A 24,529-nucleotide genomic window follows, 5' to 3' on the forward strand; every position below is an offset into this window, starting at 1 on the left:
AAGGTGGAAATACTCGCTTTTCGGGCCCGCGGTCTTTCAACATCCAGAGGTCCAGGCGCTGCACGGTACGTGCGGTGGCCGCAAGCCTCTGGAACCACACTCCACAGATCCGGGGCAGAAGCTCTCGGATTACCCAAGTTCTAAGGATGTGACCCGCTATGGCGGTTAGCGTATTCGATCTTTTCTCGGTTGGCATCGGACCGTCTTCCAGCCATACCGTGGGACCAATGCGTGCAGCACACGCATTCATTGCCCAAGTAATCCGAGAAGGCCAACTGGACGCACTGGAAAATATCCGTGTTGATGTCTACGGATCCCTGGCCGCTACCGGACGCGGCCACGGCACCTTCACTGCCATCATGCTGGGGCTTGAAGGCTTCGAACCTGAAACCGTGCTGCCATCACAGGTCGATGACCGTCTGGCGGACATGGAAGCCACTGGAATCCTCCACCTGGCCGAACAGCTTGATCAGCGCAAGGACCTGAACTACAAGGTCGAAGACATGATCCAGCATCCGCTCACCGTACTGCCACGCCACACCAACGGCGTGAAGTTCATTGCCCTCGACGCTGACGGCAACGAAATCGCCAACGAGACCTTCTTCTCCGTAGGCGGCGGCTTCATCGTGCGCGAAGGCGCCGAAGACCGCATCGAGAAGAACCTCGAAGAGAAGCTGAACAAGCAGCCCTATCCCTTCACCACGGCAGCCAAGCTGCTGGAACATGTGAAGGAAACCGGCCTGTCCATTGCCGACATCATGATGGCCAACGAAATGGCTTACCGGTCCCGCGACGAGATCCGCAACGGCCTGGTCCACATCTACGAAGTGATGGAAGACTGCAAGGATTCCGCGCTGGAACGCACCGGCGTGCTGCCCGGCGGCTTGAAAGTTCGCCGCCGTGCGCCGGAATGGCATGAACGCCTGCGCAAGGAAGACAAGGACCGGGATCCGGTCTACTGGCAGGAATGGATCAACCTCGTTGCGCTGGCCGTCAATGAGGAGAACGCCTCCGGCGGACGCGTGGTCACCGCTCCGACCAACGGCGCAGCGGGCATCATCCCAGCCGTGCTGTTCTACGCCACCCACTACGCACCGGGCGCAAAGTACTGGAATGAGGAGGAAAAGCACGACGCTGTCGTACGCTTCCTGCTCACCGCTGGTGCCGTCGGCGTGCTGTACAAGGAGCAGGCATCGATCTCCGGCGCCGAAGTCGGCTGCCAGGGCGAAGTCGGTTCGGCATCATCGATGGCTGCTGGCGGCCTGGCCGAAATTCTTGGCGGCACCCCAGCGCAGGTAGAGAACGCAGCGGAAATCGCCATGGAACACAACCTTGGCCTGACCTGCGACCCGATCGGCGGACTGGTCCAGATCCCTTGCATCGAACGCAACGCCATCGCTGCTTCCAAGGCAGTGAACGCGGCGAAGATGGCGCTGATGGGCGACGGCGAACACCACGTCACCTTGGATGAAGTCATTATCACCATGCGCGAAACCGGCAAGGACATGAGCGACAAGTACAAGGAAACTGCGATGGGCGGCCTGGCCGTCAACGTGGTGGAATGCTGATTTCCCAGTAACGCATGACCCAGTTCGGGAGGCCTGCACTGCAGACCTCCCGAACTGTTTAAATGTGATCTTGGCCCCCAAGTCCGGCAATTCCCAGCCATAGCTGATAGAACTGGGACTAGGCCTGATGCGCGCTAGCGCAAACCAGTTTCGAGGAGGTGAGTGTCGTGGAAGACAGTTCTAGTCGATCTATGCACACGAACTCACCCGGACGCTCGTAGCCGAATCAGCCGAATCTGGCAGCATCCCGCCATGGGATCCCAACGAGTTCGTGACTCTTGTACATGTCACCGGCGCCTGGTCCTGCACGCAAATACTGACTGATTTATCTCCCTGTATTCATGGGGTGGTCAAGCGGTGAGAAGTTGCTGGCAGGCTTGTATTCACGCGCCAAATGAACCATTTGGACCAAAATCATGTTTTCTCCAGAAAAGGTAGACTTCTCTACTATTTCGCGAGCCTTGCGCTCCCATCTCAATCACGCAGAATTCCAGCTCGCGGCAGGGCTGCTGGGCGGTCTGCACATCGCCCAGACCATTGAGCACCTCGAAGCACTGGATGCCACGGAGGCTGCCCTGGCCTACCGGCTGCTGGACAAGCAGACCGCGGTACTGGTCTTCCAGGAACTCGACGCCCCGGTGCAAGCCGACCTGGTGCGGGCGCTGCAGTCGCAGACCGTCATCGATGCCTTCGCCCAACTCCCCGCCGCGGGACGGGTAGCGCTGCTCGATGAACTGCCAGCGATCGTGGCCACGAAACTGCTGGCAGGGCTGTCGAAGGCCAAGCGCCAGGAAACCGGAATCCTGCTGGGCTATCCGGAATCAAGCGCCGGCAGGGCGATGTCCCCGGATTTCATCGCCACCCACCCGCAGCTGTCTGTGGCCGAAACCCTGGAACGCATCAGCGCACGCCTCGGGAACTGCGAGAACGCGCAGCACATCCTGGTGATCGATGATGAACGCCGGCTACTTGGCACCATCAAGCTCAGCGAGCTGCTCACCGAGCCGGCCGGGACAACGATCGGAGAACTGTGCACCCAGAGCCCGGTCATCCAGGCCTGCGAGCCGGAGACGAGCGCGGCACGGGCGGTGGTGGATCGGAAGGCAGGGATGCTCCCGGTGCTTGATCGGGAAGATCGCCTGCTGGGAGTGCTGACCTTGCCCATAGCGATCGGGATCCTGGAGGATGCCGAAGAGCGCCGCTCCGCGTACGGCTCCGGAACGGATCCGCTCTTCCGCCCTTACCTGGGGACGCCATTGCGCCACCTGGTGAAAGCGCGCGTCATCTGGCTGCTGGTCCTGGCTATCGGCGCCACCTTGACGGTCAAGGTGCTGTCCAGTTTCGAGCAGACACTGGAGTCGATGGTGGTGCTCAGCTTGTTCATCCCCTTGATCGTGGGCATTGGCGGGAACACCGGCAACCAGGCGGCGACCACTGTCACCCGTGCGCTGGCTATGGGGGATGTGCGGGGAAGCGACTTCTGGCGGGTGCTGATGCGCGAGGTGCGAATCGGAGCGGTCCTGGGACTGTGCCTGGGCGCCATAGCGCTGGTGGTGGCCGGGAGCATTTTCGAACTGCGTATCGGATTGGTGATAGGCATCAGCCTGGTGGCGCTGTGCAGCATTGCTGCCGCTGTCGGCGGGGTGATGCCGATCATCGGTAAATTCTTCAAGGTTGATCCTGCGGTATTTTCCAACCCCTTCATTTCAACCTTCGTGGATGCCGCCGGGCTGATCGTCTACCTGTCGGTGGCCGTGCTGATTCTTGGATAGCCTGCAGTTGCACTGGGGTGCGCGGAATAAATTCGCGCACCCCAGTGTCGTAACAGGTATGCCTCATAGCAAGCTCTTTACTGAATTTACCGTCCCTGCCAGAAGCGGAGAAGGCCTGAAGCTTCGCAACCGCGTCGTGCTTCCGCCGATGTGCCAGTATTCCGTGGAAAAACGCGACGGCGTTCCAACGACCTGGCACTTGGCTCACCTGGGTTCCATGGCCCATGGCGGATACTCCTTGGTGATCGCCGAAGCAACTGCGGTGGCAGCTGAAGGCAGGATCTCGGATCGCGATACCGGCCTGTGGAATGACGAGCAGGCCGAAGCCTGGAAACCGATTGCCCAATACATCCGCTCCCATGGGGCAGCCGCCGGCGTGCAGCTGGCGCACGCCGGAGCCAAGGCATCGACCTATGGCTGGCTCAAGGATCTTGAAGAAGCTGGAAAATCCGGCAGCATCAGCGCGGAAGATGGCGGCTGGGAAACCTTCACTTCCTCGCCCAGCGAGCTCTACGGGCTGAAGCCAGCTACCGCGATGAGCGTGGAACAGATCCAGGCATCGGTGCAGGACTGGGCTGATGCGGCCAAGCGTGCCGACGCGGCCGGATTCGACCTGATCCAGATCCATGCGGCGCACGGCTACCTGGTGCACCAATTCCTGTCGCCGCTGACCAATAAGCGCACCGATGAATACGGCGGCAGTTTCGAGAACCGCACTCGATACCTGCGTGAAGTCATCGAGGCAGTGGCTGCCGTGTGGCCGGAAAACAAGGCCCAGGGCATTCGCTTCTCCGGAGAAGACTGGGTGGACGATGGATGGAGCATTGCTGACACCGTTCGAATCGCCAAGGAACTCTACGGCTACGGTGTGCGCCACTTCGACCTCTCCAGTGCAGGAATTGGCAAGTTCAACGGACCGTCTGGTCCCGGCTACCAAGTGCCGTTGGCTCAGGCAGTGAAGGAAGCGCTGCCCCAGGATGCCTTCGTTACCGCGGTCGGCGTCATCACCGAGCCGATGCAGGCAGAACAGATCGTCGTGACCGGGCAAGCCGACGGCGTCTGCGTTGGGCGCGCTGCACTGGGCGATCCGCAGTGGGCTAACCGTTCGGCGCAGGAATTGGGTGCACCGATGGCATTCCCCGCCCAATACTGGCGCGGCCGCTGGTAAACGCAAGTTGCCATGCTGATTTCATCCAAACAACGACATAGTTTCTGGTTACCTCTTCCAGCCACTGAATAGTGATGTTAGGTTAGTGCCACGGATCTAGTCGCACCGCGGCCAAGGGTCGCGTGCGGAAGGGAGTCAGCATGGCACTACGCGCGGATTCTAATGGAATCGACGCTTCGCTCTATCGGAGAAACGGCTCGTGGAGCACAGCTCTCGTGGATGCATCGTTGGGAACCACTGCCGCCCAGGAAGCGGCAGACCGGCTTCCGGACGAGGTAGCCAAGCTGCTCAAGAGCCAGCAGGCGCAGCCCAGCGATGTCCAAGCACTGATCGGCGCACTGGAGCCAGCCCAGGGACTGCGAGCACCAGTAGCACGGTTCGTCGCTGTTCATGACGGCGAAATCGTCCTGAACGAACTCATCCCAGGCCTCAAGGTCCAAACTTCATCGGTTGATGTGGGTCCGTTCCCGAATTTCACGGCGCTGGCCCGCGCCCGTGGCGGATCGTTCTCCTACCTCGTAGCTGAAGTCAGCAAGGACGGCGGCGAGGTGCACCTCTACAATACGGCGTCACCTGAACGCCTGGGCAGCCGCGGCATCGTCGGGTTGCCCGAGGAAATCCACCATGCACGCAAGGTGCCCGGGGAATACGACCAGCCCAAGGCCCAGGCCGCCGCCGATGAGATGGCTCGTCGAAACGCTGACGAGGTTGCCGAGCTGATCAGCGAAATGTCCAACGAGAACTACGTCCGCCTGATCATTCTTTCGGGCGACATCAAGGCTCGTGAACTGGTGCTCGGGGCAGTACCCGTGGCGCTCAAGGACTATGTAGAAGTCATCGACTCGCATACGCGCACCGGGGGTGCGGACAGCAAGCAAGTCGATGCCCAAATCACCAAGCTTGTAGAGGAAGTGAAAGCCAAGTCCCTGGCTGAATTGGAATCGAAGATCGCTGCGCAGTCCGGCAACGGCAAGGCGCAGCTTGCTGTCGGACTCGATGAAGTTGTCACTGCGCTCCAATCGGCGCAAGCCGAAATGGTGCTGGTTGGACAGTACCAAAGCGAGCATACCCTTCGCGCCTTGAGCGCCGAACCATGGATTGCCCATCAGGACGGAGATGACCATGCAGAGTTGGTCGTCGGGGAATGGCCGGCGCCAGAAGTGCTCCTGCGCGCCACCGCGCTAACCGATGCCAGCATTCGCTATGTACCGGATTCGGTGATTCCTGACGGTGCGGGAATCGCAGCCTTGCTGCGCTGGGCCAAATCCTGAACAGTTCACTAAATGAAACGATCCGCACGGGAAATCCTGCGCGGATCGTTTTTTTGCGTTCCAGCTATCTGGTGCCTAGCGATCTGACGGGCCGGCTGCCGGGGGAGCCGGTAGGGAAACATCTGAACCGTGATCGGAGTTCTGCTGCTGCCCAGGCTGATAGGCCGGAGGAGCCCAGTAGGCCTGGCTAGGGTGAACCGGTGGCTGGCTCATCTGCCAAGGCTGCAGCATCGGACGGCGCTCTGCTGCTGGAATCGGGCCTGCCGTACGCGCAATGCCTTGCCTGTCTGCCAGCTTCACCAGCACGAAGGTCAATAGGGCCATGAAGCACACCGAGAAGACCAGCGAAACCGGGTTGGATTCCGTGGCGTTCAGATCAACTGCGCCCATTGCACCGAGCAGGAACAAGAAGGTGTTGTTGATGATGTGCATCGCCATCGCTGCTTCAAGGCCACCGGTGCGCCAGGTCAGGAAGCCTGCCGCGATAGCGAACGCCGCCACATCGAGAAGCCCCCAGACATCGTAGAGATGGCCGATGGTGAAGAAGGGAACTGGAAGCAGGATGGCGAACAATGGATGCTTCAGCCAGCTGCCGATGACCTGCATGAACGCGCCACGGAAAACAAGCTCTTCAGCTGCGCACTGGAAGGGCGTCAAGAGGATCACCAGCAGGGCATAGAACAGCGGATCCGCCGGCAGGCTGCTCGCCGGCACGGGTTCGGACTCGCCAATGCCCAAGGCGCCCAACCCGAAACTCAGCCCGAAATACACTGCGAACAAGATGGCGCTGGCACCCAACGTCAGGCCGAACCAGCGCCAGCGCAATTTGCCGGCGACCGATATCAGCAAGCCGACAGGCTTGGGCCCGATGAGCAAGTAGGCGAGGTAGACCGCCGGGATCATGATGATCAGGGAGACCATGGTCATCGAGAAGTCCGTCGCCGTGGCCATGTTCAGGGTTGGATCCATGAGGAACTGATCGGGAGCGTCATCTGGATTCTCCGCAGCCCACGTCAGCGGGTTCATGATCAATGCGATGAACATCGCCAGTATGGCGATGAGCAATGCCGCGCCGTAGAAGCCAATGCCGATGCCGGTGAACGCCAGCGGCCTCCACCAGCGGTAGTTCTCACTGCGTCTCATTAGGCGATGGAACGAATAGTTCATCTCACCCTCGGCGCCTTGCGGCAAGGGTGGCTGGTTCATTGGCAAGCTCATGGCTCAATTCTCCCGTTCCGCAGTGTTTGAAGGTATGAACCTTACGGAGGATTTATCGGGTCATCCTTTTGAATATCCAGGACCAGCTCTTCGCAACGCGGTCGGCGGCCAAGGCAAACTCCAAGGGGCTAGCTCTTACACTTGGAAAGAACGATTCGCCTTCTTTGATTTGGAGCAGCACCACGTGGGCCATCATCACCATGACGAACCGATTTTGCAGGATCCCCGGCGCCGGCGGCGTGCCTCGATCATCTTATGGGCGCTGCTTGCGCCTATCGGCGCCCTGGCCCTGGTCATGGTCATCTTGTTGTGGCCGCAAGGCAACTACGACAAGTTTGCCCTGAACGGAGCCATGGACACTACCGGTGGCGCAACGATGGAAGTGGGCACTGTCACGCGCAGCACAGTCCAGGACTGCCCGTCTTCCCAAGGGTTGGAAGAAGTTGGTGGCAAGGTTCTCGAATGCCAAGTAACCTACGTGATGCCCGAATCCGGTGGCGCGGAAATCCAATTGGAAATCCCACCGGAAATGCTGCAATCACGTGATGCGCGCGCGGGCGACAGCATTCGATACCTTGATCTCTCCGCGGTGGACACCACCAGCGGCAGCCCGTACGTATTCGTTGACTTCGTGCGCACTTTGCCCATGGCACTGCTGGCCATCGCCTATGGCGTGGTCGTGGTGCTGGTCGCCGGATGGCGCGGCACGCGGGCGATGATCGGCCTGGTCGGTGGCATCGCCTTCATGATCATCTTCATGGTTCCGGCCTTGCTTGAAGGCGGCAATCCGGTCCTGGTGGGACTCACCGGTTCTACCGCCATCATGTTTGTCGCGTTGTATTTCGCCCATGGGCTGAACGCGAAAACATCCACAGCGCTGCTGGGAACGCTCTTTGGCCTAGCGGTGACCGCGGCGATGGTGCTTTGGTTGACCGATGCGGCCGCTTTGACTGGAGCCAACGATGAATCGGCTATCACCCTATCGACGGTGGCCCCGCAAATTTCCCTGCCCGGCTTGCTGATCTGCGGCGTGCTGGTTGGCGGCATGGGTGTGCTCAATGACGTGACAATTACGCAGTCGGCCACCGTCTGGGAACTGGCAGAGAGCACGCCCAAGGCTTCGGCCAGGGAACTGTTCTTCCGCGGCATGCGCATCGGCCGGGACCATATCGCTTCGACCGTATACACCATCGCCTTCGCCTACGCCGGTGCGGCCCTGCCGGTGCTGGCCATTGCGGCGCTGAGCAACCAGAGCTTCGGGGTCACCCTCGGCTCCGGCGCCATGGCTGAAGAGGTCATCCGAATCCTGATTGGTTCCATCGGATTGGTATTGGCGATCCCGGTAACCACCGCCATTGCAGTGATGGTCGTGAAAGCTACCGGCACCGGCGGTGCCCACGGCAAGCGGGCTTTGCAGAGTGTAAGCTCCGACTCCTAGGTGCGAACCATTCTCATATGTAATGTAGAATAGTTCTCAATAGCGATCCGATTTAGATGGAGACCACCATGAAGAACTACCGCTCGCTGCTCGCAGCTGCCGTCGCCCTGCCCGCTGCCGGACTGATCCTTGCCGGATGCGGTAGCGCCACAGGAAGCGAATCGAAGGACGCGGAATCTGCAGAGATCAGCGTAGTGGCCACGACGAACGTCTACGGACAGATCGCCCGTGCCATTGGTGGAGATAGCGTGGAGGTCAGCGAGATCATCACTTCGGCCGCGCAGGATCCGCACTCCTACGAACCAACCGCACGCGACAAGCTTGCGATCTCCAGCGCGGACCTGGTCCTTGCCAATGGCGGCGGATATGACCAATTCATGGACTCTCTCGTTTCTTCGCTACCGGAAGGCAAGTCTGGCGAGATCACGCTCATGCACGCTGTGGATTCCTCGCCGGTAGCTGCGGAATCCGAAGAGGCCGGGCATGAAGACGAAAGCGCCGAAGAGCATGCGCAGCATGCTGATGAATCCGGGCACGAAGGCGAAAGTGCCGAGGAGCATGCGCAGCACTCTGATGAGGGCGGCCATGAGGGCGAAAGCGCTGAGGAGCATGCGCAGCACGCTGAAGAGGGCGGCCATGAGGGCCACGACCACGCGGGCTACAACGAGCACATCTGGTACGACCTGGATTCCATGGGTGAACTCGCTGATGCGCTGGCCGAGTCCTTCGCCAAGGTCGATACTGCCAACGCGGATCGGTACAAGCAGAACGCAGCAGCCTTCAACGAAGGGATCGGGAAACTCGAAGCCCAGCTCCAAACTGCCAAGCTGGATGGCAAGAGCTTCATGATGACCGAGCCGGTTCCATTCCACTTGCTGGAAGCTGCCGGCATGGAGAACACCACCCCTGAAGGGCTGAGCGAAGCCATCGAAGAGGGCGAGGGCATTGCGCCGATGACCATGAAGAAGGCTGAAGACAAGCTCGTTGCTGGCGACGCTGACATGCTTGCCTACAACGTGCAGACCGAAGGCAGCGAAACCAAGGCGCTGAAGAAGAACGCTGAGCGGGGACAGGTACCTGTAGTCGACTTCGCAGAAACCATTCAGGATGATTCCAGCTACCTCGAATGGATGGAATCCAACATTTCCGACTTGGCTTCCGCAATCAACGGCTAAACCTACGTAAACTAAATGCATGGCATTGTTCTCTTCCCAGATAACGCAAGCGACAGGTAAAGCACGCTCCCTCATTGCGGAGCGGTCTGTTCGAGCGGAGATCGCTCACTCGGACCGGGGAATCGAGCAAGCCGACCATGTGCTTTTCTTCGCCGAGGGGCCCGGGCAGTTCTACCAGCTCGGAGTCTGGCTGGGTACCTTCGAGCGCCTGGCTGCCCAGGGGCTCAACGTCGGCGTGGTGCTCATGGACGCACTAAGCGCGCGACACGCGCTGGCAGAGTCGAACCTGCCGATATTGTTCTCGCGTTCCATGGAGCAGATCGAGAATAAGCTGCGCGAGTGGAATACCAAATCGATCAACTACGTGAACAACGCCCAGCGGAACTTCACGATGCTGCGCTTCAACGGACCGGCGCATATTCACTTGAACCACGGTGAGAGCGAAAAGGCCTCCATGGTCTCCAACCAGCTCAAAGCCTACGATTTCGCCTGCGTGGCTGGTGCTGCCGCGGTAGAGCGCATCACCGAGAACATCTCCCGTTTCGACCCATCGCATCTGGTGCAGATCGGACGCCCGCAGCTCGATGAACTGGAACTGCCCGGCCCTTCGGAGAAGATCCGGGTTCTCTACGCACCGACTTGGGAGGGCGACTCGCAAGCCATGGCGTACTCCTCGGTGGCTACTTTGGGCGAGAGAATTCTGGCCCAGCTGAGCAACGATGAGCGTTTCGAAGTACGTTTCCGTCCTCATCCGAAGACCGGTGATGTGTCCGCAGAGGCAAAGAAAGCCGTGGTAAGCCTGAAAAGCAACTACGCTGCCACCGTGGATGCGCTCAGCGACGCGGCGCAGTCCTTGGTCTGGGCGGATGTGGCCATCTGCGACACCTCGGCGATGGCCTATGACGCGGTAGCGCTCAACATCCCGCTGCTGCTGGCCGGAGACCCCCAAAGCAAGCTCCATTCAGGGTTGCCATTGGACCAGCGGCTGGGCAACGCCAACGGGCTGGCGCAGCGGGTTGCGGATCTTGCCGCGTCCTCGGTTGCCGGGGCGCAAAAACAGCTGGCCCAGTACTTCTTTGCCACCACAGAACCCGGGGTGGCTACGAAGAAACTGAGCCAGCTGCTTTCGAGCCTCTAGCCTTCTGGGCCTAGCGCTGCTTGAAGACCGTATCCTGCCATTCGCGATGGGCCGCGGGATCATGGGAGATCATCACATGCTTGACATTGGTGTACTCATCGAAGGAATACTGGCTCATGTCCTTGCCCATCCCCGAAGCCTTGTAGCCTCCATGCGGCATATCGGAAACGATCAGGATATGCTCGTTGATCCACACGCAACCGGCCTGGATTTCGGCGCTGGCACGCATCGCGCGGTCAACGTTCTTGGTCCATGCGCTCGCCGCCAGGCCATACGGGGTGTCATTGGCCAATTCGATGGCCTCGTCATCGGTATCGAACGCCAACGCCACCAGGACCGGGCCGAAGACTTCCTGCTGCACGATCTCTGAATCCTGGGCAGCTCCCACCACCAGGGTAGGGCGGTAGAACCAGCCATCGCCCGGAAGCTGCTTGCCTCCGGCCAGCACCGTTGCTCCGGCATCCTTGGCACGCTCAACCATCGAGGAAACCTTCTGCAGGTGGGCTTCGCTGATCATTGAACCCATGTCGGTATCGGGATCGGTCGGATCTCCCACCACCATGGCCTCCATCAGTTCGGCCACCTTGCTGGTGAACTTCTCGAAGACCGAGGAATGCACGTACGCGCGGGTGGCGGCGGTGCAATCCTGTCCGGAATTGATCGTCGAGCCGGCCACCGCACCATGTGCGGCAGCTTCGATATCGGCATCATCGAAGACCACCATCGGTGCCTTGCCGCCGAGTTCAAGATGAACCCGGGTACCGGTCTCGGCCGCCATGGACATGATCTTCAGGCCCACGGCGGTAGAGCCGGTGAACGAAGTCATCTTCACCAGCTTGTGGCGCACCAGGGGCGAGCCAACGCTGGGCCCGTCGCCAACGACAATATTGATCACGCCGTCCGGCAACCCGGCATCCTTGGCGGCCCGGGCAAAGAGCACCGAGGTGCCCGGGGTCAGCTCGCTGGGTTTGAGCACAATCGTATTGCCGGCGGCAATCGCTGGCAGGACCTTCCACGCAGCCATCTGCAGCGGGTAGTTCCACGGGCTGATCGAACCAATCACGCCGATAGCTTCACGGCGAACCATCGAGGTGGTGTTGCCCGCGTAGTCCCCGGCGGCCAATCCCTGCAAATTGCGTGCAGCGCCAGCAAAGAAATTCACGTTGTCGATGGAACCGGGCACATCGAACTGGGTCGACATGCGGATGCTCTTGCCGGTCTGCGCGGTTTCCAAAGCGGCGATTTCATCGGCATGCTTTTCCAGTTCGCGAGCGAATGCCAGCAGGTGGTCGGCCCGTTCGCCCGGGGTCAGCCGGGACCAGGTCTTGAAGGCGCCGGCGGCCGCCTGCACCGCCTGGTCAACCTGCTCGCCGGTCGCGGTATCCACGTCCAGCAACTTCTTTCCGGTGGCTGGATTCGCGCGTTCCAGCACCGGGCCGTGCCCGCGGACCTGCTGGCCATTGATGAACTGGTGTCCGAGGGAACTATCGTAGTAGGCCATGTGAATTCTCCTAGGGGGATTCAGAGGGTGAAATAGATCTTGCGCAGGGTTTCGGTGACGATCCAACGGGTTCTCATGCCCGCATGGAGCCGGACAACGCTGCCTGGAACTAGCACCAGTTCTTGGGCGCCGAAACCATCGGCTTCCAGAATCTGCACCGTAGCGCACCCGGCAAGCACCACGAAGTACTCGTCCGCTTCAATATCCTGCATGGCACCGCGGGACATCTCCCAGATGCCAATTCCTGCATCCCCGAGGGTGCCCAGTTCGCGGCAGCCTGCGGTTGCGGATGCCTGGCCGGCGACCACCTGCTCGTCGCCGATGGCAACATGCTTGACCTCAAGGGCATCGGCCTGGACGATGCTGGCTTGAAGTATTCTTCCAGGCATCAGGAATCGAACCCCATTCCAATCTTATCCATCAGCTTCAAGAAGGCCGAGCGCTCGCCTCGATTGCGATCTGCCTTGACCAGCTGGCTTGTCATCAGGTTCACGCCCACCCATGCGGCAGGTTCCGGCGGGAATGGGATCGGCTTGGTACGCACCAGTTCCAATTCGGTCAGCTCGGTCTTCTGGCCCGAGAGCAGATCCAGCATGACCCTTGCACCGAAACGGGTAGCGCCGACACCGAGGCCGGTGAAGCCTGCACAGTAGGCGACCTTGCCGCCGTAGGCCAGATCGAAGAAGGAGAAGAAGCGGGAGCAGGTATCAATGGCGCCACCCCACGCATGGGAGAACTTCACCTGTGAGAGGTCCGGGAAGCTGCCTAAGAAATGCGCGGCGAGCTTCTCGAAGGTCTGCTGGTTGGTGTCGTAGCTGGAGCGGACCTTGCCCCCGAAGTGGTAGACCGCGTCGTAGCCGCCGTAGAGAATGCGGAAGTTCCCTTCGGCGTCGATGGTTGGGCGGGCATAGTGGAACCGGTTGTTCAGGTCGGCCAAGCCCACCATGTTCTCCCAGCCGATGGCCGCGCGCTGCTGCGCAGTGAGCGGCTCAGTCATCAGCGCGTAGTCGTATACCGGCACAATTCGGGAGCGGTGGCGCTTGAGCAGAGACGGGAAAACATTGGTTGCCAGGGCCACATGCTTGGCGGTGATCTGCCCGTCGGCGGTCAGTACCTGGACCTGCGTGCCGGCATTGTTCATCTCCACGGCGTGGGTATGCTCGTAGAACTCGACGCCTAATTCGCTGCAGACGCGGGAAAGCTCCCAGACCAGCTTGGCGGGGTGGACCAGCGCGGTTGAATCATGGTCACGGGCGCCGGCCAGGAAGTCTGGCGAATTGACCAGTTGCCTTACCGCGCCGGCATTGAGGTAGTCGACACCCGGTGCCTCAGCTTCCTCGGCCACCCACGCAATCTGATGCTGTTCGGTGGCCACGCTGAGCGCGCCCTCGCGGACGAAGTCCACGTCCATCGCATAGCGGCGCACCGTCGCTTCGAACTCGTCGAGGTTCTTCCTGCCGAGCTCCGCAAGCAGCGCATTTTCCTTGGGCAGATGGTTTTCGCCGTTGGCCTCGCCGTGGACCAGGGAGGCTTCGCAGAAGCCGCCATTGCGCCCGGAAGCGGCCCAGCCCAAGCGCTGGCCCTCGATCAGTACGACCCTTCGGCCCGGGTTCTGTTCCTTGGCTTGGAGCGCGGTCCACAATCCGGTGTAGCCGCCGCCGATAATCAGCAAGTCGGTGGTGAGTGAGCCATGCAGCGCCGGGTGGGGTGCGGGGCGGTGCTCATGATCCAGCCAGTAGCTGGTGCGCTTGGCGCCGGCCAATGCTCGGGAGATCAGGGTGGGGGAGACTTCGGCTTCATGCCTGTCGAAAGTCAGGTCATTGGTGCTGTTCATTGGTTCTTTCCTCGAAGGTAGCGGGTTCGGCAGGCGCTATCGAGGCAGGGGAACAACCAGTGGTCCGTGCGGCTTTGCCGTCTGCTGGGCACCGGGGATGCCAGTTGAGTGCCAATCGGCGGCCAAGGCTATCCCTCTTCTCGGAAAGATGAATACAAATTGAATGTGATTCATTACTCATCTAAGCCTGCGCCGCTCGGGGTTGTCAAGGTCCCGAAGCCAAGCCGAAACCCGGCCTTCGAAACAGCAGAGAACTGCTTCGAAGACCGGGCCTGGTCATGCGGGAACCGCGACCGGTTTGCCGCTAGTGAATTGATGCGCCCGTCCCGGGAAATGGCGGCTGAGCCAAGCCGCGCCGAACATCAGGAGGAATTCGGCGGCCGCAACTGCCAGCATCACCGGTGCATGCTGGGAGCCGTGCGCAGCGTGGGACGCGTGATGGCCGCCAAACCACGGCATGCCGATCACCATCGCCACATGGGCGGTGCCCATGAGCGCGCTCATCACCAGCAGGCGCAGGGGAGAACCGCCGCGCAGCACGCACCAGGAGCATTCGATGCACCACAAGGTCATGGCAAGCAATGCCAGGTTCCACCACAGGGAGTGCGGCATCAGTGCCAGAACCAGCAGGTGGGTTGCGGCCAGGCCCAGCGAAGCGGCTCCCAGGGCAATGTGTCCGGCCGGCACCCTGCCCGCGTGGCTAGTCGCCGCTGCCACAGCAACCGTCTGACTCCTTGGTGGCGCAGCAGCCGTGCTGGACCGGGGCTGGAACATCAAGGACAGGGGAGCGGTCGAAGAAGCCCTCGGGGCGGATGGTGAATCCTACGGTGTCCACAGGCATCATCGGCCAGTCCTCGGTCCGCGGGAAGTGGGTCAACGCGAAGGTGTGCCACAGGCTGATCTGCTCGCCGTCGATGTTCTTGTCGTCCTCGATCCACGAGCCAATGCCGTCAACGCCCGGGTTCTGGTTCACGAAGTCACCGGTTGGATAGCGGTGGCCGTCCTCCCGCTTGGTCACCCACAGGGCCTTGGAGGCGAATTCTGCGCGACGATGGATGGAGGATCCTTCGGCGGCCAGCAGGGTCGGCAGTCCCTGGGACATCAGCTTGTAGCCCACCGGCTTGCCGAGGTAGTTCTTCGAATCCGGGTTGGTCACCACCCAAGTGCGGCCGGCGGTCGGATTGCTATCGCGTACCGCCTGCTTCTCGGTAGCCAGCACCGTGTGGCTGCGGGTGAAGGCGTTGCCCCGGGGGTTTTCCTTGCTGATGGGCAGGCGCACGGCTTCTTCTTCGATGACGCGGCTGGGTCCGCCGTCCAGGGCGAAGTCCAGCCGGGCGCCGAAGATGTGCTGGTGGAAGGGCGCGCCCAGGCCAGGCGCCATTTCCGAGGAGTAGCGCTCGTCGAGCATAGCCGAGGTGAACACGATGCCGGTGGCCTTGGCCTCGAATTCGATGGTGCCATCGAGGTACAGGTACCAGTAGAAGCCGTAGTCGTAGTTGCCCACGGTAGTGAAGAAGCTGATCACCAGGCGGCGGTTGCGGCGCGTGTACTTCACGCCTGACCAGTCATCGGCGTGCTTGGAGAGGATCGAGGCGTCTTCCTCGTGCATGCAGATGCCGTTGGTGATCTTCTGCGCATTGCCATCGGCGTCGGTGACCACAGGGGAGATGTAGTGGATTTCGCCCAGGCAGTCGCAGCCCAGCTCCAGCGAGTTGGCCAGGCGCCCGATCAGGTACTCGCCGGTGTCGAAGTAGTTCTGCCAGCTGCGCACCGGGGAAGGGTCCCCGTAGGGGACTACCATTTCCGCAATGGACGCACGATCCAGGATGCGGCGTTCGGTGCCCCGATCGTTGAAGGCGATGTTGTAGAGCACCAGCCCTTCGCGCATGTCGAAACCGATATCCAGCGACCATTTCTCCCACTCGACGTGGTTGCCTGCGCTGACCGTGAAGCTGGCGCCCTCAGGCTGGGTGATCTCGATGGGCTTCTGGGTGGTGCGCACCGGGCCAGTGAGTTCCGGATCCGTGTAGTTGCCGTGGGTTTCGGGTACCGGGATGACTTCCAGGTCCAGCAGCTGGTCGATCTTTCCGGCGATGGTGTCGATGTAAACCACCAGTCCATCAACGGGATGGGCCCAGGCGGAGTCTTCGGCGAAATCCTGGCGGAAGGCCAGGCCGCGCAGGATGCGGCGCCCGGCTTCTTGCGGGTACTCGTCCTCGTAGACTCCTGCGGAGAGCGGGGCAACGCGCACCTGTTCTGGCGTCAGGTTGCGCTTGGCCAGAGCGGCCGCCCACTGCGGATCGGCAACCAGGATGGCCTCCACCATTTCGAATTCCTCCAGCAGCACGGGCATCTGCCCCACCTTGGCCGGATCCAGGTCGATGCGGGAGTGCACAGCCTGCGCGCCCAAGTCCAGGACGACGTCCTTGGGTGAGTTGGCCAGCTTGTCCATGAGCATGACACGGACAAAACGTCCGGGGCGGTCAGCGCGTGGATCCTCCAGGCCCATGTAGGCGATGCGGGTGTTCTCGGTGAAAAGCTGGTGGCTGACCAGCAATTCCTTGGCGGTGGCAATCTCTGCTTCGCTGAGCAGGGTGAAATCCGTGGTGGTGGTGATTGGCATGGGATTGGCTCCTTCGGCACTGAAGTGTGATCTGCAGCATTTATTATTCTCTAGTTGTAGAGAATACGGACGGGGCCAATGTGACGCAAGCCCTTGCCTGAAATAAATTGTTTTTCGCTAATCTTGAACCATGCCGAAAATCGTGGACCATGATCAGCGTCGCCGGGAGATTGTCGAAGTCACTTGGCGATTCATTGCCCGCGAAGGCATCGAGAAGCTGAATCTGCGTGATTTGGCGGCCGCGGCCGGCTATTCAAATGGCGCCTTCAAGCCCTACTTCCCGACGCGCGATTCGCTGCTGGTTGCCACGTTCCGCTACGTGGCCGAGGCTACCGACCGGCGCATCGCCCGCATGTGCCAGGGGCAATCCGGGCTGGGTGCGCTGGAGGCATTCTCGCGCGAAGTGCTCCCGCTTGATGAGCTGCGGCGCAATGAAGCCCGCATTGCTGTGCACTTCTGGCATCTGGCCCTCGGGGACCGTGCGCTGGCTGCGGTCAATGCGCAAACCATGGACCGGTGGCGCGAGCTCATCGACCAATGGCTTGGACAGCTGCTGGGTCCGGAGCATCCCGCGGCGCGTGTTGCCCGCGACTCGATGATCAATTTCCTGATGGGCGCTCAGGCCAGCAGCGTGCTTGATGAAGCTGTCAACACCGCCGAGTCGCTCGAAGCGCAGCTGCAATACCGCCTGGATGCGTTGCGCCGCCTGCACCCCCAGAGCTAGGCGGATATTCTCCGCGCGAAGAAAATAGTGACTTTTCGCCTCGCTCGGCGTACTCTCATTCGTGATGCCCGACACAGTTGATGGGCTTCAATGGGGAGGCAAGCATGTACCAACTTCAGCACGTCGATTCGTTCACCGCGTGGTCGCGGCTCATTTCCGACGCCTTCGTCAGGCTGCAAAGCGAGCAGATTTCCAGCGGCCATTTCACCGCCACGCTGGGTGCCAATATGCTCGGCGATATCGGTTTGATGCGCATACATGCCAAACCCCACGCAGTGCAACGAACCGAGAACCTGACTTCCAGCGGCGACGGGGATTTCTACAAGGTCTCCTACCAGCTCGATGGCTACGGGCTGCTGATCCAAGACGGTCGCGAGACCCTGCTGGCGCCAGGGGACCTGGCGATCTATGACACGCAGCGCCCCTACACCCTGGCCTTTGAAAAGCCGGCGTCGGTGCTCGTCGCATTGGTTCCCCATGGTCTGTTCCGCCTGTCCCAGCAACAGGTCGGCCAGCTCACCGCCGTCGCCCTGAGGCAAACCCACCCGCTATCGGGAACCGTCGCCCCGCTGCTGCGCCATCTTGGCGCCAATCTGTCCCAATGGGATGAATTCGGCGGCTACCAGCTGGCGCGCAATACCGTGGACCTGCTGGCAACTGCCCTGGGCGGGGCGCTTGGCGCCGAGTGCCATGGCGATGCCAAGGAGCGGCAGCGCGAATTGGCCACCAGCTACATCGCCGCGCACCTGGATGATCCCGACCTGGGACCTGCACGCATCGCTGCCGCCCACTTCATGTCCGTGCGCAGCCTGCACGCGCTTTTCGAGAACCAGCCGCTCAGTGTGGCCGCACTGATCCGCCATCTGCGGATGCGCGAGGCCGCGCGCCTGCTGCGCGACCCGCTGCTGGCCGAACTGCCCGTCCAAGCTATCGGGTCCCGGGTCGGGATTGCCGATGCAGCCGGATTCAGCCGCATGTTCTCCAAGGAATTCGGTTCCACACCGGGCAAATACCGCTGCGCCGGCTGAGGCGCAGGACACTCTTGTGCACGCGGAGCCAATGGTCCTGCACTCAATGCCAAGGACAAGCCCGAGCACTTGGGCGATGCTGATATCCAAGCACTCGGCAAATGGGGGATTGAATGGGACTCGAACAACGCACACTCACGGTGCCGGCTCTGGTCGTGATGATCATTGCCGCCAGCGCACCGCTAACCGCCGTGGCTGGCGGTGTGACTACCAACTACGCGGTGACCGGCATGGAATCCGTGCCGCTGTCCTTCCTCATGGTCGGTGCCATCCTGCTGGTTTTCAGCATCGGCTACACCGCGATGAGCCGCTACATCCCGAATGCCGGCGCCTTCTACGCCTACATTGCCCAGGGGCTGGGACGGGCATTGGGCGTGGGAGCGGCAATGGTCGCCCTGGTCAGCTACAACCTCATGCAGATCGGCATCTACGGCATGTTCGGGTTCGCCGCGGCATCCTTTGCCAATGCGTCCTTCGGCACCGCCATCCCATGGTGGGCCATGGCCCTGGCCGCGTGGGCAGTTGTCGGCTTCCTGGGCATGAACCGGGTCGACTTCTCCGTCAAGATCCTGGGCATCGTCGTGGCCGCAGAATTCCTCGTGGTCATCATCTACAACATCATGGCCTTCGTGCTGGCTCCCGAAGCGCCGCAGCCGGCCGCATCCTTCAACATGGCTGACGCCATCGCACCGGGCATGGGCGCCGTCATGGCCTTCACCATTGCCGCTTTCATGGGCTTCGAATCCGGAACCATCTACAACGAAGAGGTCAAGGATCCAGCACGCACCGCCCGGCGTGCCACGATGATCGCGGTCGTCATCATCGCCTGCTTCTACGCGTTTTCGGCCTTCGCCGTAGCTGTCGGCGAAGGCGCCTCGAACGTCATCGGCGCTTCGGCAGAATTCGGCCCCGACCTGATTTTCGCGTTCTTCGGCGCCAACGCGCCAGCCTGGTTCGTCGATCTGGCCAACATCCTGTTCATCACCAGCCTCTTCGCCGCGCTGCTGGCCTTCCACAACGTCATTGCCCGCTACTTCTACTCCATGGGCCGCGGCGGGGCGCTGCCGAAGTTCCTTGCCGCGACTTCGCGCACCACACACGCCCCCGTTGCAGGCTCGCTGGCGCAGTCCACCCTCGGACTGGCGGTTATCGCCGTCTTCGCGGTGATCTCGCATGGCAAGGATCCGATGTATGTCGTGTTCACGATGTTCACCTGGATGACCAACTCGGCGGCCTACGGGCTGGTGCTGCTCATGGCACTGACCTCCTTTGCCGTCATCGGATACTTCAAGGCGAACCGCAGCGGAGAATCCCTGATAACCCGGGTGATCGCTCCGCTGGTCTCGGGCATCGCCCTGGTCTACGTCTTCGCCCAAATCGTCATCAACTTCGAAATCTTGCTTGGCATGGCAGAACCGGGAATGCTCGGTTATGTGCTGCAAGGCATCGTGATCCTGCCTGGCCTCATCGCATGGGTGCTGGCACTGGTCATCCGCTCGTCCAAACGGCGTGCACCGATGGCCGAAAAACTTCCCGTCACCTAACAACTCAGTACCAAGGAGCTCAAAGATGGCTTACGCAAACGCCCAAGAACTGCTGGATGCGATCCAGCCCGCAACCGGAGGCACCGAAATCCTGGACCCGGCAACCGGTGAACTGGTTGGCCGTGTTGCCGAGCAGACTGCCGCCGATCTCGACGCGGCCGTTGCCGCCGCAAAGTCCGCCCAGCCGGCCTGGGATGCCTTGGGCCACGAAGAGCGCAACCGCGTGCTCAATGCGGCCGCGGACAATATCGAAGCCAACGCGGAAGCGCTCGCCGAGCTGCTCTCCCGTGAGCAGGGCAAGCCGCTGAACGGGCCGAATGCGCGCTTCGAGGTCGGGGGAGCAGCCGCCTGGCTGCGCGCCGCCACCGCTTATGAAATCGAGCCGGAAGTGGTCGTGGACGACGGCGAAACCTATGCCGCCAAGCACTTCCGCGCACTGGGCGTAGTGGGCGCCATCGGCCCGTGGAACTGGCCAATGATGATCTCCATCTGGCAGCTGGCCCCGAGCTTGCGCATGGGCAACACCGTGGTGATGAAGCCCAGCGAATACACCCCGCTCTCGGTCCTGGCCCTGGTCCACGTGCTCAACGAAGTGCTGCCAGCAGACGTGCTGAAGATCGTGGCTGGCGGACGCGAGGTCGGCGAGAGGCTCTCGGGCCATCCGGATATCGCCAAGATCATGTTCACCGGCTCCACCCGCACCGGCAAGGCCATCATCCGCTCCTCGGCCGATACCGTGAAGCGCCTGACCATGGAACTGGGCGGCAACGACGCCGGCATCGTGCTCGAAGACGCCGATCCGCAGGCCATCGCCGAAGACCTGTTCTGGGGTGCCTTCATCAACACCGGCCAGACCTGTGCCGCGCTCAAGCGCCTGTACGTGCCCGAATCGATCTACGACGCGGTGTGCGATGCACTGGCCGGCGTCGCCGCGCAGATGCCCATGGGTGTCGGCCTCGACGAGAACAACGTGCTCGGCCCGCTGCAGAACAAGGCCCAGTACGACATCGTCGCATCCCTGGTCAAGGATGCCGTGGATTCCGGCGCCAAGGTGCTGCTCGGTGCCAACCCCGATGAAAACGCGGCCGGCTACTTCTACCCGACCACGCTCATTGCCGACATCGACCCGGGCAACCCGCTGGTGGTCGAGGAGCAGTTCGGCCCCGCCCTGCCGATCATCAAGGTCAAGGACACGGCCGAAGCGATCAAGCACGCCAATGCCCTGGAAGTCGGGCTCGGAGCTTCGGTATGGAGCAGCAACCGCGAGAAGGCGCTGGAAGTCGCAGCGCAGATCCAGGCGGGCACCGTGTGGATCAACTCGCACGGCACCATCGACCCGCGCATTCCATTTGGCGGCGCCAAGCAGTCCGGCTACGGCCTGGAATTCGGTATTGACGGCTTGAAGTCCCTGGCCCAGCCGCAGATCATCAAGGGCTAACGGAGACTCGCTTCTCCAACGTTCACGGGCGGTGCCCGATGCCTCTGCAGGCATCGGGCACCGTCCATTTTCGCGTGAAGGCTAGTTGATGATCCCGGCTGTTGGATCATCGGCGATCTTCGCGATGCGTTCACGCCAGCTTTGCAGGGCTTCGGGCGACAGGCGGGTCCAATCATGGACTTCACGGATAACCCGTACGGGGTGCGCACTGCGGTAGGAGCGCGTGGGATTGCCCGGGAATTTCTTGTCGGTGACATTCGGGTCATTTTCAAACGCCCCGGTCGGTTCCACTTCATACACATGTGCGGTCCCGTCCAAGGCCGCAATTTCGGCAGCCAATCCGGCTCCATCGGCAAATGCGGTGAAGTAGATGTGGTTCATGATGACTTCGGGCCGATAGTTCGAGGGAAAACCGGGGGACAGCAGATCCCCGGGGCGCAGTGCGGCTTTGGTGCCGTGGAAAAATGGTCCCTGGTCAAGATCCTGGCTCATGCGCAATGAGCTTAGCTCATGGTCCGGCACAGCGAAAGAGCAGCCCAAGTTCCGGCCCGATGCCCACTGGGCCTGGCGGGATCCACGAGCCGGTGCACGTATATTGGAGGTGAACCGGCCAACACCACTGGAGATCCCGCGTGCCCATTTTGAACAAAGACATGTCCCTTTGCATTTCGCTCTCCGGGCGACCATCGAACATCGGGACGCGTTTCCACAATTACCTGTATGAAGAACTCGGCCTGAACTTCATCTACAAGGCCTTCTCCACCCAAGACCTCCCAGGAGCTATTGCCGGGGTACGCGCCTTGGGCATTCGCGGCTGCTCGGTCTCCATGCCGTTCAAGAAAGAAGTCATGGAACTGGTGGACGAGATTGAGCCTTCGGCCACCGCCATCGATTCGGTCAACACGATTGTGAATAACGAGGGTCGGCTCGTTGCATCGAATACCGACTTCGAAGCCATCGCCGCCCTCATTGCACGCCATGGATTGGATGCGCGCAGCAGCGTTCTAGTGCGCGGTTCCGGCGGCATGGCCAAGGCCGTGGTCGCCGCCTTCCGCGAGGCCGGTTTCAGCGACGTGACGGTGCTGGCGCGCAATACCGGTGCAGGCAAAGCCCTGGCCGACAAGTATGGCTACCTATTCGCTTCGGCGGATCCAGTTCCAGGCCACCAGATCCTCGTCAACGTCACTCCCTTGGGCATGGACGGGGACCAAGCCGAAACGCTGTCATTTACAGCGGAGCATATTGCCTCGGCGCAGAGCATCTTCGACGTTGTCGCTTTCCCGAGCGAGACACCACTGATCCGCGCCGCTCGTGACGCTGGCAAACAGGTCATCACCGGCGCCGAGGTCATCGCGCTGCAGGCCGCGGCGCAATTCGAGAAGTACACCGGCCAGGCGCTCACCGAGGAGCAGGTCCGCCGCGCATCCGAATTCTCGCGGCAATAGGCGCAACCAGGCGGCTATGCGCCCTTTCGAGCAACGGTACGCGCAATATCAAGAAAAATTCGATGCAATCCGAATAAACTTATTCAAACCAGCTGAGCAGAATGACAAATAACAGAGGGGTTGGCCAGTTTGCGCGGCAAGTTATCGACGCTTAGGGAAATGGAATACGACAACTATTCGACATGGAAGCGCCATGCACCATGGACTATCCGGGTAGCCGTTGCCGTAATTCTCTTCTTCGCCAGCGGGATTCTTTTGCTCAATGCCTTTTCGCTAACCAACAAGATTGAGGACACGGCACTAGCTGGGATGGCTTTCGGATCGCTCTTCATTTTTAGTGTCGGGCTCTTCTTCCTGCTGACATCGTTCGGAAAGATGCGTCTTGCTTGGCGGGCATTCTGCCGTTCCAAAGGACGCTACACCAAGGCGGAAAAGGCCATCGTCAACGAAAGGGCGGAACTCGCCCGTGCACAGGTCGCTGCTGCTCAGCTGGCGGGTGACCTTTTCGACGGAACTTGGCGACCGCAAAACCCGCCATGGGACGTTGTCTTGGGCCAGAACGAGCAGGCAATCTGTGCCGCCAATGCCAACTATGCCCGTTTCTATGGTTCTGATGTCACCTTCACGCAGAGTTCGGGCTTCCTGATGGGAAATCCAACGCTGGTTGCTGTTGGCGTTCTGGCCATGGCGTTGGGAAACAAAGCCCGCCGTACTCAAGCTGAAGCATTGGCGAAAGAACAGTGGCGTGAGCAACAGGAAGTGCTTGCGGTGGTAACGAACCACCGAGTGATCTGCCGACGCCAAGACGGAACTTGGTTGAGCTTCTACTTCAGCGGAGCCACCAGCATGGATATTGACAGCACAACCGGCACGATGATCGTGCAATTCCCGGACACTCAACCGCTGATGCTTGGTGGTACCGGAGGCTTGTTTGCTGCCGTAGCCGGGGTCTGGGCCGTCCGTGGGCAACAAGGATTGGAAAGGCACCCCGGACTTGCCTACCTGCGTTCTCTGGAACAGAACCAGAGCGCCTAAGCAGTCCACAAGCACTGAGGGCCCGGCACTTTCGTGCCGGGCCCTCTTGCTGGTGAGCTGCTAGCCGCGCAGCACGACCTCGACTTCTTCCATCTGCTGGCCTGCAGGATACTGGCCGTTGAACAGCTTCGAACCTGCCTCGGTGAGCACCGCCGAGAAGCGGGTCTTGACCAAGCCGAAAGCGTTCGAAACGCTGGTTTCGGTGAGCTCGGCAATGGCAACGCGCTCGCCGGCCTCGTCGATCGTGAGGCTGATGCTCTCATCATGGTTCACGATGCGTGGCTCAAAGAGATCCAGCTTCATCATGCCGCCGTGCCCGGAGAAGGAAACACGCCCGTTGAACCAGATTTCGTTTTCCGGGACCTCGGCAGCGGGGGAGACAGGGAACGCCAACGCGTTGCCTACCTGCCATACCCCGTTGGCAGCTTCAATGCGTCCATCGGCGAGAGAAGAAATATAGCCCACGAACGAGGTTTTCAGACCCCACTCAAGATGCGGCTGGAACGGATCGCCTGCTGGCGCACCACTTCCGGTCATTGTCTTTTCCCTCCACAGGATATCGGCGTGAAAATATTCTGTGGTCAGTATTTCATACTGAAGTTAGTTAAT

At 61.0% G+C, this 24,529-nt stretch carries 21 protein-coding genes; 13 read left to right on the forward strand and 8 right to left on the reverse strand.

The genetic code is table 11. The features are described 5' to 3' along the window. Positions 1–158: 158 nt before the first annotated feature. From M2368_RS16215 to M2368_RS16230, 4 genes are all read left to right on the forward strand, one after another. Positions 159–1,568 (forward strand): L-serine ammonia-lyase, encoded by a 1,410-nt coding sequence (locus tag M2368_RS16215; protein WP_105657073.1) that lies wholly within the window; start codon positions 159–161, stop codon positions 1,566–1,568. A 416-nt stretch (positions 1,569–1,984) separates the two neighbouring features. Continuing rightward, on the forward strand, positions 1,985–3,340 hold the full coding sequence (mgtE, locus tag M2368_RS16220; protein WP_498724723.1) for a magnesium transporter: 1,356 nt from the start codon (positions 1,985–1,987) through the stop codon (positions 3,338–3,340). 58 nt (positions 3,341–3,398) lie between these two features. Beyond that, positions 3,399–4,508 carry an oxidoreductase gene (locus M2368_RS16225; RefSeq protein ID WP_498724724.1) on the forward strand — a complete coding sequence of 370 codons (1,110 nt, stop codon included), beginning with the start codon at positions 3,399–3,401 and terminating at the stop codon, positions 4,506–4,508. Positions 4,509–4,648: 140 nt separating this feature from the next. Then, entirely contained in the window at positions 4,649–5,779 is a 1,131-nt protein-coding gene (locus tag M2368_RS16230) for a baeRF2 domain-containing protein (RefSeq protein WP_402695783.1), read from the forward strand. A gap of 75 nt (positions 5,780–5,854) precedes the next feature. On the opposite strand, the gene M2368_RS16235 is transcribed toward M2368_RS16230, so the two are convergent. Further along, a complete protein-coding gene (locus M2368_RS16235) occupies positions 5,855–6,922 on the reverse strand; it encodes a CPBP family intramembrane glutamic endopeptidase (RefSeq protein WP_402695785.1) in 1,068 nt (355 codons plus the stop codon). Between the two features lie 259 nt (positions 6,923–7,181). Between M2368_RS16235 and M2368_RS16240 the strand changes: the two genes are divergently transcribed. The 3 genes from M2368_RS16240 (at position 7,182) to M2368_RS16250 (ending at position 10,748) form a co-directional block, all read left to right on the forward strand. Beyond that, complete coding sequence (locus M2368_RS16240; RefSeq protein WP_332485868.1) at positions 7,182–8,435, forward strand: YibE/F family protein; 1,254 nt, start codon at positions 7,182–7,184, stop codon at positions 8,433–8,435. 68 nt (positions 8,436–8,503) lie between these two features. After that, the gene (locus M2368_RS16245; protein ID WP_498724725.1) at positions 8,504–9,610 is read left to right on the forward strand and encodes a metal ABC transporter solute-binding protein, Zn/Mn family; all 1,107 of its coding nucleotides are present in this window, start codon (positions 8,504–8,506) and stop codon (positions 9,608–9,610) included. Between the two features lie 19 nt (positions 9,611–9,629). Beyond that, a complete protein-coding gene (locus tag M2368_RS16250) occupies positions 9,630–10,748 on the forward strand; it encodes a CDP-glycerol glycerophosphotransferase family protein (protein WP_402695788.1) in 1,119 nt (372 codons plus the stop codon). 10 nt (positions 10,749–10,758) lie between these two features. Here M2368_RS16250 and M2368_RS16255 read toward each other — a convergent pair whose 3' ends face one another. From M2368_RS16255 to M2368_RS16275, 5 genes are all read right to left on the reverse strand, one after another. Then, the gene (locus M2368_RS16255; RefSeq protein WP_105657065.1) at positions 10,759–12,249 is read right to left on the reverse strand and encodes a gamma-aminobutyraldehyde dehydrogenase; all 1,491 of its coding nucleotides are present in this window, start codon (positions 12,247–12,249) and stop codon (positions 10,759–10,761) included. A gap of 20 nt (positions 12,250–12,269) precedes the next feature. Continuing rightward, positions 12,270–12,638 (reverse strand): cupin domain-containing protein, encoded by a 369-nt coding sequence (locus M2368_RS16260; RefSeq protein ID WP_388025201.1) that lies wholly within the window; start codon positions 12,636–12,638, stop codon positions 12,270–12,272. Next, positions 12,638–14,083, reverse strand: coding sequence for an NAD(P)/FAD-dependent oxidoreductase (locus M2368_RS16265; RefSeq protein WP_498724726.1), 1,446 nt, complete (start codon positions 14,081–14,083; stop codon positions 12,638–12,640). The genes M2368_RS16260 and M2368_RS16265 overlap by 1 nt, the downstream gene beginning before the upstream one ends. Before the next feature lie 276 nt (positions 14,084–14,359). Continuing rightward, a complete protein-coding gene (locus tag M2368_RS16270; protein WP_402695791.1) occupies positions 14,360–14,800 on the reverse strand; it encodes a hypothetical protein in 441 nt (146 codons plus the stop codon). After that, entirely contained in the window at positions 14,784–16,706 is a 1,923-nt protein-coding gene (locus M2368_RS16275) for a primary-amine oxidase (protein ID WP_105657061.1), read from the reverse strand. Before M2368_RS16275 ends, M2368_RS16270 begins: the two co-directional genes overlap by 17 nt. 130 nt (positions 16,707–16,836) lie before the next feature. Between M2368_RS16275 and M2368_RS16280 the strand changes: the two genes are divergently transcribed. The 4 genes from M2368_RS16280 to M2368_RS16295 all read left to right on the forward strand — a co-directional run bounded on the left by M2368_RS16280 (position 16,837) and on the right by M2368_RS16295 (position 21,440). Continuing rightward, positions 16,837–17,430, forward strand: a complete 594-nt coding sequence (locus M2368_RS16280; protein WP_498724727.1) for a TetR/AcrR family transcriptional regulator — start codon at positions 16,837–16,839, stop codon at positions 17,428–17,430. 104 nt (positions 17,431–17,534) lie between these two features. Then, positions 17,535–18,458 carry an AraC-like ligand-binding domain-containing protein gene (locus M2368_RS16285; RefSeq protein ID WP_388025191.1) on the forward strand — a complete coding sequence of 308 codons (924 nt, stop codon included), beginning with the start codon at positions 17,535–17,537 and terminating at the stop codon, positions 18,456–18,458. A gap of 113 nt (positions 18,459–18,571) precedes the next feature. After that, positions 18,572–20,002: an APC family permease gene (locus M2368_RS16290; protein WP_365943153.1), complete on the forward strand. Its 1,431-nt coding sequence runs from the start codon at positions 18,572–18,574 to the stop codon at positions 20,000–20,002. Between the two features lie 25 nt (positions 20,003–20,027). Next, positions 20,028–21,440: an aldehyde dehydrogenase family protein gene (locus tag M2368_RS16295; RefSeq protein WP_388025189.1), complete on the forward strand. Its 1,413-nt coding sequence runs from the start codon at positions 20,028–20,030 to the stop codon at positions 21,438–21,440. An 81-nt stretch (positions 21,441–21,521) separates the two neighbouring features. Here M2368_RS16295 and arr read toward each other — a convergent pair whose 3' ends face one another. Then, on the reverse strand, positions 21,522–21,932 hold the full coding sequence (gene arr / locus M2368_RS16300) for an NAD(+)--rifampin ADP-ribosyltransferase (protein WP_498724728.1): 411 nt from the start codon (positions 21,930–21,932) through the stop codon (positions 21,522–21,524). Between the two features lie 140 nt (positions 21,933–22,072). On the opposite strand from arr, the gene M2368_RS16305 reads away from it, so the two are divergent. Then, a complete protein-coding gene (locus tag M2368_RS16305) occupies positions 22,073–22,885 on the forward strand; it encodes a shikimate 5-dehydrogenase (protein WP_498724729.1) in 813 nt (270 codons plus the stop codon). A 159-nt stretch (positions 22,886–23,044) separates the two neighbouring features. After that, on the forward strand, positions 23,045–23,920 hold the full coding sequence (locus M2368_RS16310) for a hypothetical protein (RefSeq protein ID WP_498724730.1): 876 nt from the start codon (positions 23,045–23,047) through the stop codon (positions 23,918–23,920). A gap of 60 nt (positions 23,921–23,980) precedes the next feature. Here the strand turns inward: M2368_RS16310 and M2368_RS16315 are convergent, their stop codons facing one another. After that, on the reverse strand, positions 23,981–24,457 hold the full coding sequence (locus tag M2368_RS16315; protein ID WP_498724731.1) for an HtaA domain-containing protein: 477 nt from the start codon (positions 24,455–24,457) through the stop codon (positions 23,981–23,983). Positions 24,458–24,529 lie beyond the last annotated feature (72 nt).

The organism is Arthrobacter sp. JUb119 (assembly GCF_024807995.1).
Lineage (GTDB): Bacteria > Actinomycetota > Actinomycetes > Actinomycetales > Micrococcaceae > Glutamicibacter.

Excerpts from the sequence above, each read along its gene's own strand:
- M2368_RS16310 (WP_498724730.1), top strand. The coding sequence starts at position 23,045 with ATGGAATACGACAACTATTCGACATGGAAGCGCCATGCACCATGGACT.
- M2368_RS16255 (WP_105657065.1), bottom strand. The coding sequence starts at position 12,249 with ATGGCCTACTACGATAGTTCCCTCGGACACCAGTTCATCAATGGCCAG.
- M2368_RS16265 (WP_498724726.1), bottom strand. The coding sequence starts at position 14,083 with ATGAACAGCACCAATGACCTGACTTTCGACAGGCATGAAGCCGAAGTC.
- M2368_RS16275 (WP_105657061.1), bottom strand. The coding sequence starts at position 16,706 with ATGCCAATCACCACCACCACGGATTTCACCCTGCTCAGCGAAGCAGAG.
- M2368_RS16215 (WP_105657073.1), top strand. The coding sequence starts at position 159 with ATGGCGGTTAGCGTATTCGATCTTTTCTCGGTTGGCATCGGACCGTCT.
- M2368_RS16315 (WP_498724731.1), bottom strand. The coding sequence starts at position 24,457 with ATGACCGGAAGTGGTGCGCCAGCAGGCGATCCGTTCCAGCCGCATCTT.
- M2368_RS16285 (WP_388025191.1), top strand. The coding sequence starts at position 17,535 with ATGTACCAACTTCAGCACGTCGATTCGTTCACCGCGTGGTCGCGGCTC.
- M2368_RS16245 (WP_498724725.1), top strand. The coding sequence starts at position 8,504 with ATGAAGAACTACCGCTCGCTGCTCGCAGCTGCCGTCGCCCTGCCCGCT.
- M2368_RS16280 (WP_498724727.1), top strand. The coding sequence starts at position 16,837 with ATGCCGAAAATCGTGGACCATGATCAGCGTCGCCGGGAGATTGTCGAA.
- M2368_RS16250 (WP_402695788.1), top strand. The coding sequence starts at position 9,630 with ATGGCATTGTTCTCTTCCCAGATAACGCAAGCGACAGGTAAAGCACGC.
- M2368_RS16290 (WP_365943153.1), top strand. The coding sequence starts at position 18,572 with ATGGGACTCGAACAACGCACACTCACGGTGCCGGCTCTGGTCGTGATG.
- M2368_RS16260 (WP_388025201.1), bottom strand. The coding sequence starts at position 12,638 with ATGCCTGGAAGAATACTTCAAGCCAGCATCGTCCAGGCCGATGCCCTT.
- M2368_RS16295 (WP_388025189.1), top strand. The coding sequence starts at position 20,028 with ATGGCTTACGCAAACGCCCAAGAACTGCTGGATGCGATCCAGCCCGCA.
- M2368_RS16230 (WP_402695783.1), top strand. The coding sequence starts at position 4,649 with ATGGCACTACGCGCGGATTCTAATGGAATCGACGCTTCGCTCTATCGG.
- mgtE (WP_498724723.1), top strand. The coding sequence starts at position 1,985 with ATGTTTTCTCCAGAAAAGGTAGACTTCTCTACTATTTCGCGAGCCTTG.
- M2368_RS16235 (WP_402695785.1), bottom strand. The coding sequence starts at position 6,922 with ATGAGACGCAGTGAGAACTACCGCTGGTGGAGGCCGCTGGCGTTCACC.
- M2368_RS16225 (WP_498724724.1), top strand. The coding sequence starts at position 3,399 with ATGCCTCATAGCAAGCTCTTTACTGAATTTACCGTCCCTGCCAGAAGC.
- arr (WP_498724728.1), bottom strand. The coding sequence starts at position 21,932 with ATGAGCCAGGATCTTGACCAGGGACCATTTTTCCACGGCACCAAAGCC.